The sequence below is a fragment of the Saccharopolyspora sp. ASAGF58 genome, assembly GCF_012277335.1.
Classification (GTDB): Bacteria; Actinomycetota; Actinomycetes; order Mycobacteriales; family Pseudonocardiaceae; genus Saccharopolyspora; species Saccharopolyspora hattusasensis.
The window spans coordinates 4,232,998-4,245,132 of the sequence record NZ_CP040605.1 but is presented as its reverse complement, the minus strand read 5'-3'; the positions used below and the strand labels follow the sequence as shown (position 1 = coordinate 4,245,132).

Annotated in this window: 9 protein-coding genes and 1 pseudogene; 5 read left to right on the top strand and 5 right to left on the bottom strand. The window is 64.6% G+C overall.

The features are described from left to right. The first annotated feature begins 279 nt into the window (after positions 1 to 279). On the top strand, positions 280 to 1,497 hold the full coding sequence (locus tag FDZ84_RS20325; protein WP_168587201.1) for an amidohydrolase family protein: 1,218 nt from the start codon (positions 280 to 282) through the stop codon (positions 1,495 to 1,497). A gap of 2 nt (positions 1,498 to 1,499) precedes the next feature. Here FDZ84_RS20325 and FDZ84_RS20320 read toward each other — a convergent pair whose 3' ends face one another. From FDZ84_RS20320 to FDZ84_RS20305, 4 genes are all read right to left on the bottom strand, one after another. Then, entirely contained in the window at positions 1,500 to 3,038 is a 1,539-nt protein-coding gene (locus FDZ84_RS20320) for an MFS transporter (protein ID WP_246868299.1), read from the bottom strand. An 89-nt stretch (positions 3,039 to 3,127) separates the two neighbouring features. After that, the gene (locus FDZ84_RS20315) at positions 3,128 to 5,083 is read right to left on the bottom strand and encodes an FAD/NAD(P)-binding protein (protein ID WP_168587199.1); all 1,956 of its coding nucleotides are present in this window, start codon (positions 5,081 to 5,083) and stop codon (positions 3,128 to 3,130) included. After that, a complete protein-coding gene (locus FDZ84_RS20310) occupies positions 5,080 to 6,189 on the bottom strand; it encodes an FkbO/Hyg5 family chorismatase (RefSeq protein ID WP_168587198.1) in 1,110 nt (369 codons plus the stop codon). Before FDZ84_RS20310 ends, FDZ84_RS20315 begins: the two co-directional genes overlap by 4 nt. Before the next feature lie 593 nt (positions 6,190 to 6,782). Then, positions 6,783 to 7,139, bottom strand: coding sequence for a 5-carboxymethyl-2-hydroxymuconate Delta-isomerase (locus tag FDZ84_RS20305; RefSeq protein WP_168587197.1), 357 nt, complete (start codon positions 7,137 to 7,139; stop codon positions 6,783 to 6,785). Positions 7,140 to 7,614: 475 nt separating this feature from the next. Between FDZ84_RS20305 and FDZ84_RS20300 the strand changes: the two genes are divergently transcribed. The 4 genes and pseudogenes from FDZ84_RS20300 (at position 7,615) to FDZ84_RS20285 (ending at position 10,717) form a co-directional block, all read left to right on the top strand. Further along, positions 7,615 to 8,076 (top strand): DinB family protein, encoded by a 462-nt coding sequence (locus tag FDZ84_RS20300; RefSeq protein ID WP_246868298.1) that lies wholly within the window; start codon positions 7,615 to 7,617, stop codon positions 8,074 to 8,076. A 134-nt stretch (positions 8,077 to 8,210) separates the two neighbouring features. Then, a complete protein-coding gene (locus tag FDZ84_RS20295; RefSeq protein WP_371812906.1) occupies positions 8,211 to 9,074 on the top strand; it encodes a DUF5753 domain-containing protein in 864 nt (287 codons plus the stop codon). Positions 9,075 to 9,078: 4 nt separating this feature from the next. Next, a pseudogene (locus tag FDZ84_RS39050) lies at positions 9,079 to 9,258 on the top strand (DUF397 domain-containing protein); the annotation flags it as partial. Positions 9,259 to 9,448: 190 nt separating this feature from the next. Further along, on the top strand, positions 9,449 to 10,717 hold the full coding sequence (locus FDZ84_RS20285) for an IS4 family transposase (RefSeq protein ID WP_168587112.1): 1,269 nt from the start codon (positions 9,449 to 9,451) through the stop codon (positions 10,715 to 10,717). Positions 10,718 to 11,327: 610 nt separating this feature from the next. Here the strand turns inward: FDZ84_RS20285 and FDZ84_RS20280 are convergent. Then, positions 11,328 to 11,969, bottom strand: coding sequence for a DUF4190 domain-containing protein (locus tag FDZ84_RS20280; RefSeq protein WP_168587194.1), 642 nt, complete (start codon positions 11,967 to 11,969; stop codon positions 11,328 to 11,330). Positions 11,970 to 12,135: the final 166 nt, after the last annotated feature.

Below are 12,135 nucleotides of genomic sequence, written 5' to 3'. Positions count from 1 at the left end.
CTGGCCGACCTGTAGGCGACGGCGCAGGCACGTGGTTGCGGTGGGAACACCGGCCGGGATCGGCTACGGCATTCCCACCGGGCCTACAGCTGCAGCAACCTGCCTCGTCGCCGTTCCTCGAGCCGCCGTTCTCGACGTCGGAGGGTTTGATCCCGAGTTCGAACGGATCGGCAGAGGCATGAAAGACACCTGCCCCGGATCGCGGTGTGCCCGTGATGGTCGTCGGGTCCGGTTGGCGCGCCGATGGGCGTTCGTGGTCAGAGCAGTAGCATCGACCGCATGCCTACGGTGAACGACACCGCACGTCATGGGACCACAGTGCTGCGGGCGTCACGGCTGTTCGACGGCGAAACGGCCAGTCCTGTGGACAACCCCGTCGTGATCCTCGAAGGAACGACGATAGCCGGAATCGGCTGCGCGGCGGATCTGCGGCATGGGGAGACCGTGGTGGACTTTCCGGGCGCCACCCTGATTCCTGGTCTGATCGATCCTCATGTGCATCTCGCCTTCGACGCGAGCTCCGACCCGGTGAAGTCGCTGGCCGAGCGCGATGACGATGCTGTCGTGGCCGCGATGCGCATCGCGGCCACGACAGCATTGCGCGCCGGCATCACGACCATTCGTGACCTCGGTGACAGGGACTTTCTGTCACTAGCGCTGCGAGGCGCGGCGGACCTGCCGACCATCGTCGCGGCCGGGCCGCCACTGACCACCGTGGAAGGGCACTGTCATTTCCTCGGCGGGGAGGTCGCACATCGCCCCGCCGAACTTCGGGCAGCGGTACGCGCCCACGTGGAACGTGGCGTCGACGTTGTCAAGATCATGGCCAGTGGTGGCACGATGACGCCGGGCAGCCTCCAGGAGCAGACACAGTTCGATCGGGAAGCCCTGCGTGCCGCTGTCTCGGAGGCGCATCGGCACGGCATCCCTGTGACCGCGCATGCGCACGGTCACAGGGCTGTACTCGACGCGATCGAGGCCGGAGTGGATGGTGTGGAGCACGTCACTTTCTGGGCGACCGAGGGTGTCGATACGCCGGGGCGTGAACTCGTCGAGCGGATCGTCTCACAGCGTGTCGCGCTCGGTGCTACCGCCGGAGTCCTGCCCCGGACGGACTCGGTGATGCCTGCGCCAGTGTCCCAGCGAATGCCTGCAATCATCGCCAACTTCGCGGCCCTGTACGCGGCGGGAGCGGTGATCGTCGCGGGTACGGACGCGGGGATAGGTCCGTACAAACCGCATGATGTGCTGCCGTATGCACAAGATCGGCTGGCGGCATTCGGAATGGACCCGGTGACCATCCTGCGGAGCATGACGTCGGTCGCCGCCGGCGTCTGCGGACTCGGCCACCGCAAGGGCAGACTGAGGGCAGGGTACGACGCCGATGTCGTTGTCGTACAGGGAGATCCGATTGCAGATCTCGCCGCGCTGCATCGAGTTGTGGCGGTCTATTCTCGCGGCACCCGAGTCGACCCGGGAAGCCGCACCACGGCCTGATCTCACGCTGAGTCGAGATGTGAACCCCGCTCTGGTTCACGCACACGCGGGTCAACCCGCACTTCTCCGCTCGTGGCCACGCGTTCACGAAGGCTTGTAGGCTGCTCGGCGCAGAGGACGCGCCGGGCCGAGGCGCGTGCTCGACGGCCAGTGGTCAGCACACCCAGCATCAGCACAGCGCAGCCGCAGGCGGCAGTGATCCACCAACCGGCTTGACCGATGGGGGTAGCGCTGTCGACGGCGACGTGCACATCGACGGTCGCTACCGAACCCAGCACCGCCACCCCAAGGCAGGCTCCGACTTGACGGCTTGCGGTCGCCACGGCTGCGGCCATTCCGGCCTGGGCTTGCGGCATTCCCGCGACAGCCGCGTTGGTGATCGGGGCGTTGACAAAGCCGAAGCCGATGCCGAACAACACGTAGGCCGCGAGTAGGTAGCCGATGGAGGTGTGCGAGGTGATTCGAGTGAGCAGGAGCCCGGCGAGTGCGATACCGAGCCCGCTGATGAGCAGTGGCAAGCGAGGTCCGCGGCTTGCGACGATCCTTCCGGCCACAGGGGAGGACACCACGACCATCGTGGCCATCGGCAGTGTGAGCAGGCCGGCGTGGAACGGGGAGAAACCGCGGGCGTTCTGCAGATACAGCGCGTTGATAAAAATGAATCCAGACCACGCGCAAAAGCTGCAAACCGCTATGACTGTGGCGCCGGAGAAAGGAATGCTGGCGAAGAAGCGCAGCTGGAGAAGCGGTTCACGGTGCCTGTGTTCGTAGGCTGTGAGCGCCACGATCATGACACCGGCGAGAGCGAAACAGGTTACGATGACCGGCGAACCCCAACCGATTGTACGGCCTTCGATGATACCGAAGGTCAGACTAGTCAGTGCCACGATGACGAGAAGCTGTCCGGCTGGATCGAACCTCCGGGGCCGCGCGGCCTTCGATTCAGGTATGAAAAGCGCTGAGAGCACCGCAGCGGCGATGATCAGCGGAACGTTCAGCCAGAAGATCGACCGCCAGCCGGCCGCGTCCACCAGCAGGCCACCGGCCAGTGGACCGATCGCCATGCTCAATCCGGTTACACTGCTCCATACCCCGATCGCGCGCACACGTTCACGAGGATCGGTGAACACACTGCTGATGATCGACAACGCCGATGGCGTCATCAGGGAGCCGCCTGCTCCTTGCAGGGCACGAAAAGCGATGAGAAGCCCGGCATTCGGCGCGATGCTGCACAGCAGCGAACCCAGCCCGAACGTGGTGAGCCCTGCGAGGAACGTACGGCGCCTGCCAAAGCGATCCCCCGTGGAACCGCTCAGGATGACCAGGCTGGCTACGGCGAGCATGTACGCATCGACGATCCATTGCAGTTCGGACACGCCGGCGTGAAAATCCCGCTGAATGGCGGGAAGTGCCAGGTTCACCACAGTGTTGTCGAGGCCTACGATGAAGAGACTGAAACAGCAGACTGTCAGCACGATGGCCTTTCGGCGCCGACCGGGCACCGGCGCCGCCACAGCAGGCCTGGCATCGCTCGTCTGCACAGGGCCGGGTACCCGAACCCGATCAGGAGGTTTCGACGTCATACTCGGCGATGAGTGCTCGGGTGATGGCGACGTATCCCCTATGTGCATCACCCGTGTCCGACCTGACGAGTCGTGCCGGCCAAGCGGGTCATGGCTTCGCCCGAGCTGGCTGTTACTGTCCCGGTGCCCGTCGCGCACGCGGTCGCGGCGATCGCGTCGCAATGCTCGACAACGGCGGGAAGCGCGGTCCCGAACGGGCCCAGGATTCCGCGTAGCGGCACACCATAGGCGAAACGGCGAGGATGAGCCCGGCCATCCGAGCGCACCAGCGTGAACACGTTCTCGGTGACGTCCAGGCTGCCCACCGGGTATCCCGGGGGTGCGGCAGCATCGCTGATCACATGTGCGCGGCAGTCTCCGGCCGCCAGCATGGAGGCGACCAGGGGATCGGTGGCATTGCGCACATCGGTTGACGGCAAGCGGGCATCGATCAGAACATCGGCCGTAACCCTGGACTGGTCCACCACCGCGGATTCGGCCGTGAAGGCCGCGGTGTCGCGATCGAACGCCACTCGAGTCCGGGGGCCCGTCAGGCGCACGACCCCGGCGTCGAGCAATGCGAGCAACTCCTCCACACGCACCGGAGGAGGACCCCAAACCAAAAATTTGGACAGGCCGTCGAACCAGTTCTCGATGTCGCGGCGGTAGGACGAGCCAGCGATACCGTGATGGCAAACCGCGAGACGCACCAGCTCACGCAAGCGCCGTAGCGCCGCGGTCACAGCTCGGTGTGGACTTCGCGTGACCCCCGCCGCGGCTTCGTCCAGAACTGACCGGTGGTACTCGGTGGCGAAGTCGCCGAATTCGGCTGGATCACGAAACCTCCTGTCCGCGGCTGGTCGAGTGTGGCGGTCCCAGTCCCAACGCATCCACGGCTGGGGGAAGAACTCGGCGATCAGATCGCGCATGCGCGAGGAATCCCATGATGCTGCGGCATATCGTGCCGAGAAAGCCTCGAACCCACCTGTGCCGTGCAATCGCGCGTACTGCACCGTGTAAAACGTCCAGCCCAACTCCTTGGCCAGCAGTGGCCACACGTCCCGCTTGAAGTCACCGACCCCGGGAGTGGATTCGCGTAGGGCCGTGACCGCTGCCTTGGTGAGGAAGCGAGGAACGTAGGGCTGATCTCCGGTCGGCGAAAAATCCGCCCGCACCGGGTAGGGGACGCCCCGCTCTGAACCCGCATAGATCACCGGTTCGGTTCCCGACGGCTCGTAGCGGAGACGCCCGGCGTCCAACCGGAAGCGTCCGCCGCGTTCTGTGGTCAGCAACGTGACGTAGTCGTAGAACGAGAGCCCCAGGCCGTTGAGGATCACCGGTGCCCCTGCGGCGATGCCGGACAGATCCGCCTCGGCCGCGCACATCGGCGGTATGTAGATCAGTCCCAGCTCTTGTGCCGCGCTGGCTTTCACACGTTCGGGTGACCCCAGGCCGACCGCGTAGTGCCCTTGGGTCAGCACGACCGCGTCGACGTCGAGGGCACCGATTCCGTTGTCCACCAACAGTCGCTGGCGGCCGTTGGACAGATCGGTCACCGAAACGGCGCTCCCGCGGTGAACTCTTATCCGGGCCGCTTCTCGAGCCTGCCGTACGAGGAACCGAAACGCCCACTCCAGGTACGCGCCATAGAAGGCGCGGGGAACCGCGGTCTGCGGCTCGACGGCTGCCGCGAACTCCCGGCACCGTGACGGAAGCCCGTCCACCAGGCCTTCTCGCACCATCACCGCCCAATCGTGGACGCTGGGCCCGGTCAGGTCCGAGGGGCCGGGCGGGAACACGGTGGCTTCGGCGGCTGCGGTGTTCATGAGCAGCGACCATGCCTGATCCACGCGCCACACTCGGCCCGCCCCTGGAACGAACGGTTCGACCACATCGATCTCGAGATCGAGTGCGCCGGCGTTTGACGCGGCGAACGCGCAGAGTCGGTTCACCATCATCGTGCCCTTGGGGCCCGCGCCGACGACAGCGACTCTGACCCGTCCGCGCGCGAGCGTGGCACTCATCGGCACACCCCTTCGATCTCCACGAGCAGGTCGGGTCGGCACACGTCGACGTTGAAGTACGCGATCTCGGAGTCAGAGCGGAGCACCTGCGCGCAGATTTCGCGGACGGCGGCAACGTGCTCGGGATCGCGGACGTAGACCTTGACCTGGTCGAGATCCCGCACGGCGTACCCGTACCCGTTCACGCCGTGCCGGCCCAGATTGTCGCAACCGACGAGCACATCGATGTTGCGGAGGGTCTCAAGGGTCTGCCGCGCGATGTCGTGCACGTGCGCGGTGTCCTCACCCAGGATGCTGGCCGTGCCCGACACGAACAGGCTGGCGGTCTGCTGCCCCCGCAGGAACGTCGCGCGGGCGAAGCTCGGGGATTTCGGCCCGTACCGGCACGGGTACTGGTAGGCCGGGGTCTGCCGCGGATTTTCCAGGTGGACGGTCCGGCCCTGTTTCGTGGCGAGGAAGCAGAGGTCGATCCCCGGACTGAGCGTGCCGATTCCGGTGGCGGCCGGCAACTGTGGGAACTGTGCTGCCCAGGTGGCGAACGCTTCGGCCCGGCCGACGCAGAAGTCGCGGTAGATCTCGACACCTTCAGCGTTCGGGCCGGTGATGTCGCCGATCAGGTTCCACATGCGTACCAGGTCGGTGTAGCCACGTTCCCAAGTGAACCGCAGCGCGTTCTCGTACAGTTCGCGTACCCGCTCCCGGTAGACCGGTTGCGGTCCAAGACGTACGGCGTAGAACAGGTGCTCGCCGTCCTCGGAGAAGACGGCCTCGCCCAACGCACCGGAGCGCACGGGCCGGTCGGTTCGCCAGACCTCCTCGACGGGAACGCCACTCCCGTTCGCCATGTGAGTGGTCAGGCATGGGACCCCGTCGACCAAGGCGGGCTCAGCCGGTCTGTCGGCGAAGATGATCCGCCCCAGGGAATTATCACACCCCGCGTCGGCTACTCCTGTGATGTTCGTGGCCAGATTGGACCGCAGACCCTGCACACGATCCCGGAGTCGTCGGTGACTCAATGTATCTCCAGAGCTCGACCCAATAAGGATTTCAAACGGCGGCTGCCCGTGCCGTTTCCTCGGATCAATGCGACCTCGGAACAGCGGCATGTCGCGTGGAACGGCAGGCAGGTCGCAGCAATACTGATTGTCCGCGTCTCAGGCCGTACGATGCTGCGAGTCGCGGCGCCGGGCAATACGACACCACGCCCCCACAGGGGGGTGTTGCATGCGTAATAGGGAGGCTATCTAACCATCGGATAGTTTCCAGACGCACCCAAAGAGTGACCGAAAATCAGAATTATTGGGTGCCAGGTGTGTGTTGTTCGATGCAACAAGGCCAGGTTGAGCATGCCTTTTTCGGCCCCCCTCCCCGGTGGCATTGATTTTGGCGGCATGTAGTCTCACCATTTGATCCAGTATCGCAATTTCGTTCTAGAGAATCTAGCGTGAGAATGATGGTGCGTCAACGAATTTTAGAAAAACTTAAGCTGTGACCCCTGCCTCAAGGCAATGGGCTCGAGAGTTTCATACTTACCCTTTCGCGCATTCTTTTCTGCGCAAAAAGCTCTCCCTGTTCGTTCGGGTGAGTCGCGCATCGACCGTTCGGTCCAGAGAAGTTCGAAGAAGTCGCGCTCGACCGCCCCGCCGTCGAGGCCTAACCACACTGGCCCCGGCCGCAAAGTTCCATGGCACGACCGAGTTCAGGGAAGAACGCGCTGGTGATACCTGTGCAGCTCTCGAATCTCGGTGGTTACCTGGACGGAGTACGCGCTGGGGATCGTGAGATGCGCCTCGAGCAGGCCCAGTACCAGCTTGCCCAATCGGGTCTTCAGCTCCTCGGGACGGCCTGGCAGGATGTCGACGATTGCATGAAGCATGTGGGAGTTGGGGTTTCCGTCGCCGACAACGGTCTCGTCGAGGACGAGGAACCGGGTCTTGAATCCCTCCAGGGCACTACTGATCAGGTCAGAAGCCGCAGCGTGCGCGGCTAAGGCAAACCCTCTCCTGTCGAATCCCACCGCCAGTGCCGCCGGGTACTGGACCGTGATCTGCGGCATGCTTGCCCCTACTCTGTGAACTGACAACCCGGCGGTCATTGTCCCAAACCTTGCATCGCCCTGGGCTCGGGGTCACTACGAGGAGTCTCAGTCGGTAATCAGCAGCGATGCACATCGCCAGGATCCGGGCCGGCCGCACAGATAAGTGTGGTGGCACCGTCAGTGCGAGTCACGTCACCTGCGATGCGCTTACAGGGAGGACGGTTAGGGCAGTACGAACGCCGCCCATCTTCCCCGGCAGCCGATGATGTGGCCAACGCCGTCAAAGCCCGCGGGAAACCAGATGGTGTCAACGGTGGACAGGGAGCCATCAGTAATGCGCTGGCGGATTGACCGGTGTCTCAAGGACAGCCGGCTGCGCGGTCGGTTCCGTTGACGCCAGCTCAACCAGCGCCCACCGCTGCGATCACGCAGCTCGGGTTACTATGGGGATGTGCTGCGCTGTGAGGAATGCGATTACGAATACGATCTGGCATTGGCCGATCAAGTGTCCCTGCTGGCCCGCGATTATGTGGCTGAATATGCGGAACTGTTGAGCGCCGACCCTGTTGTGCTCCGACGACGCGCTACGCCTCAGCTCTGGTCTCCCCTCGAATACGCCTGTCACATGCGCGATGTGCTACTTGTCCAACGAGAACGGCTACTTGCCGCGCGACGCAGCGACTCGCCGGTCACCGAGCCCATGGGGCGGGATGAGCGGGTCGAACACGACGGATATATCCATCAGCAACCAGCCGATGTCGCCCGTCAGCTGCACGACGCGGCCCTGTTGTTCGCCCACGGACTTGACCAGCTCGGGCCCGAGGACTGGGAACGCACACTGAGCGTCCCCTACCCCGAGATCGCCGTGAAATCTCTGCGCTGGTTCGCAGTGCACACTTTGCACGAGTTGCGGCACCATCTGCTCGACATCCGCCGTCAGCTGGAACACACCTAGACGACTCGATCCCGTCTTCGCCGAGACCGGCCACCCGAACACCGTGGCCAAACAACAAGATCTGCCCAGGGCGAGACATCATCGACCGGCCGCGGACCTTGTCGGCGACATGATCGTCGCGCAGCAGCTCGGCGATTTCGTGCATCAGCGCCGCGGTTTCGCTGTACTGCTCGTCGGTCACGGTCTGCTCGCGCACGTCGTCGGCGAGGTCTTCCAGCACGGCCGAGGCACGCACCAACAACTCGTGCAGCTGCGGTTGCACCTGCGCGTTCATCGCACACCCGCCACCGGCAGCATCGGGCATTGGGCGAGCACATGCGCCGCCGCGTTGCAGTCCGGGCACGTCTCCCACAGCCAAGCAATGTCACCGGTCGATATCCGAGCTGCGGATCAGCAAGGCGGCACGGCGGGCACAGCTGCGGGCCGGCCATCGCGCACGGCAACAACAGAGCTTCGACAGCGAACACGCCGCGACCCGCATCCGCAACGTCGAATTCGGCGTCGTACCCGGACTGCTCCAAAGCGCCGACTACGCACGCGCCGTGTTCCGCACCCAAGCCGAACTCCTGCAAGTGCCCGACTCGGACATCGAAGCGTCGGTGCGTGTCCGCATGCAGCGGCAACAAGTCCTATACCAGGGCAAAGACATCGAGATCGTTGTCTCGCAGCACGCGTTGCGGCATCCTGTTGCGCCGCCTGACGCCATGCTGGGCCAACTCGCCCGGCTCGTGTCCGCCGTCGACATCCCCGGATTGCGGTTCGGTGTACTACCCGAGTTCCGGCGACTGCCCAACATCACGATGAACGGCTTCATCATGCTCGACGACGTGGTGCAGGTCGAGCACGTCTCGGCCGAACTCACCATCGACGACCCCGAGCAAATCGGTATCTACCGTCGACTCATGGATCGTCTATGGCAGGTGGCGTGCGAGGGCGACGAGGCCCGCGCCATCCTGCAACGCCTCGCCGCCGAGTACCGGCACCAGACCGAAGGGTGACCCCGTGGCCGACAGCACATGGAGGAAATCGAGCCACAGCGGAACCCACAATTGCGTCGAGGTCGGCCGCGTCGGCGACGGTGCCGCGGTGCGCGACACCAAGAACCACGCCGCCGGATACTTCACCACTACCACCGACCAGTGGTCGGCGTTCATCGCCTCGATCAGGAACGGTCGTTACGACGACCTCTGGCCGTCGTTCGTGCGTCGTGCTTCCCAGCAGGTTCGGCAGGGTACTCTCCGCGAGCCAGCGCGCGGTGCCCTCGCGTTCCGCTCGATCCGCGACCTTGAGGCGGTGGGCACGCTGTGAGTGATTTTGGGCGCTATAGCACAATGCCGCTTAGCTTGAGTTGATCTTGTTGTTGGTGGCGGGGATGATCTCGGGTGTGGTGGATGATGGCGTGGTGGCTGGTGCCCGGTTGACGGATCTGGTTTCGCTGGGGGTGCTGGCCTCGTCGGTTCCTCGGGATGTGGTCGATGAAGTGATCGTCGCGGCGGGGCGGCAGGCCAAGCGCTCGGATGGGAAGCTTCCGCCGCACGTCATGGTGTATTTCGTGATGGCGATGGCGTTGTTCGCCACGGAGGATTATGAGGAAGTCGCGGCCCGGCTGACCGATACGCTGGCGGCGTGGGGCTGCTGGGATCAGCAGTGGAGTCTGCCTACTTCGGGTGGGATCACCCAGGCTCGTCAGCGGTTGGGGGCCGAGCCGCTTGCGGAGTTGTTCGCCCGGGTCGCGGTCCCGGTGGCCGGGGAGCTGACCCGGGGTGCGTTTCTCGGGCCGTGGCGGTTGATGGCCATCGACGGGTTCGAGTGGGATGCACCGGACACCAAGGCCAACGGCGCGGAGTTCGGATACGGCGGCTCGGGGGAGAGCCGGTCGGCGTTTCCGAAGGTCCGTGTGGTGTCGGTCAGCGAGTGCGGCTCGCATGCGATGGTGGACGCTGAAATCGGTGGGGTCACCGGCAAGGGCAGCGGGGAACAGACCCTGGCGAGGCGATTGTACGGGCGCCTGCAGCCTGGCTGGTTGCTGATCGCCGACCGCAACTTCTACACCTGGCAGGACTGGTGCACCGCGGCTGACACGGGTGCGGAGCTATTGTGGCGCGTCAAGTCCAACACGAGGCTGCCGGTGCTGGGATCGCTGTATGACGGCTCCTACCGCTCGGTGCTGATCGAGGCGAAAATCCGGGGCAGGGCACGGCAAGCGCTCATCGACGCCGCCGCCCGCGGCGAGGATCTCCCTCCTGATCAGGCCAGGATTGTGCGGGTCGTGGAATACACGGTGCCCGACCGCGACGGCAACGGCAAGGGCGAACTGATCCGGCTGATCACCACTATCACCGACCCCACCGCAGCGCCGGCGGCGGCGTTGGCCGAGAGCTACCACCACCGCTGGGAACACGAAACCGCCAACGGACAGATCAAAACCGTCCTGCGCGGACCGGGAAGAGTGCTGCGGTCGAAAAGCCCCGACATGGTCCGCCAGGAGCTCTACGGCTACCTGCTCACCCACTACGCGATCAGCGCGCTGATCTGCCGGGCGGCCACCGAAGCCGACATCGACCCCGACCGGGTCAAATTCACCCGCACCGTCCGCATCGTCCGCCGCCGGATCGCCGATCCGGCGGCTTTTTCCCCCTGAACACCAGAAACGATCTCTGGCCGCTATCACCTCCGACATCACCGCCGCCCGCAACCTCAATCCCCGCCGCCGCCACCGCAGCTACCCCCGCGTGATCAAACGCGGCCGCCACAACGCCTACCGAGTCAAAAAACCCACCGACACCGGAACCCGCCACGACAGCCCGCCCAGCATCCAACTCACCCACACAGCAGCATGATCAAAATAGGCTAAGCGGCATTGCGCCATAGCACCGAAAAACGCTCACGGTCCTCGGTCCTGCACCACGCACACCCAACCATCCGATGTGGACACCACGTTGTCCCTCCCCGCACGGGACGCGGCCGCCGCCCTTACTCACTGACAGTGAGCTGCTGACCTTGGCGGTTGCCCAAGTTGACCGTGCAGGCCGTTGTCCAACGCCCGGATGACCACACAAGCAACACGTGTCGTCAGCGGCCAAAGTCGCTGCTCGCAGCTTCTTCCACCGGCTCGTGGGTTCTCTTTGCCCTGCGTTTGTTACCGACATAGGTTTCTGGGGATAACACCAGTAGCTAGCTGGAGGCGCGACAGGTCGTGATACGCGAAGGCGCCCCGCGGTGTGGTACGGGGCGCCTTTCGTCCAGGGATGTCAGAACGGCAGTCGGTCCGCCGAGACGACCGCGCATGTCACGTTGCCGGACGGCTTGCCGTTGACCATCACCACGGCTTCCTGTGTGGTCTTCTGCCCGGGCTGGAGCTTGCTGGAGAACACTGCGCCTTCGCCGAGTCGGGAGCCATCGGCGGCGTCGGCGGAGACGGTGGCGGTGTAGGACGCCAGGTCATCGCTGCTGTTTACGATCTCGACCTGCGCTTTGACGCTTGGGAAGTACGGGTTGTCGTCGAGCTTGCACGAAGTGACCTTGACGTCGGCGATGGCGTTTCCGTCAGCAATGCCAGGAACGCCAGTCGGCGCGGAGTCTCTGGCCGGAACCGCGGGCGGCTTAGGGAGTTCCGATACCGACGACGCGAACGAGCCGAGCCACGCAATGCAGATGATCAGGGCGACGGCGCTGGTGGCAATGCCGGTGATCGCCATGCCCTTTCGAGCGCGCAGCCCGATGACCCCGAAGATAAGGCCAAGCGGGGCAAGTACCCACGCGATGACGCCGATGAGGGGGATCAGGCTGAACAGCAGGGCGCAAAGGCCGAGCACGAGCCCAGTGATCGCCAGTCCGGCGCCACGCTGGGGCTGCGGGTGTGCCGGCGAGTAGATGGGCTGCTGCGTTGTCATGGCCCGCTACTCCGTTTTCGGTTGTGGCTTGGTTGGAACTGAGGTTTCGCATTTCTCGTGGTTACACGGTTGGTTGATCTTCGTGTGACACGGGGCGATGGTGGCGATCGAGGCCGAGCATGGCGGAAGCATCGGCGTGCTTGTAACCGCCCGTTGTCCGGGAGAT

Coding starts and splice junctions, on each gene's coding strand:
- FDZ84_RS20285 (WP_168587112.1), top strand. CDS start 9,449: ATGATCTCGGGTGTGGTGGATGATGGCGTGGTGGCTGGTGCCCGGTTG.
- FDZ84_RS20325 (WP_168587201.1), top strand. CDS start 280: ATGCCTACGGTGAACGACACCGCACGTCATGGGACCACAGTGCTGCGG.
- FDZ84_RS20315 (WP_168587199.1), bottom strand. CDS start 5,083: ATGAGTGCCACGCTCGCGCGCGGACGGGTCAGAGTCGCTGTCGTCGGC.
- FDZ84_RS20310 (WP_168587198.1), bottom strand. CDS start 6,189: ATGCCGCTGTTCCGAGGTCGCATTGATCCGAGGAAACGGCACGGGCAG.
- FDZ84_RS20305 (WP_168587197.1), bottom strand. CDS start 7,139: ATGCCGCAGATCACGGTCCAGTACCCGGCGGCACTGGCGGTGGGATTC.
- FDZ84_RS20280 (WP_168587194.1), bottom strand. CDS start 11,969: ATGACAACGCAGCAGCCCATCTACTCGCCGGCACACCCGCAGCCCCAG.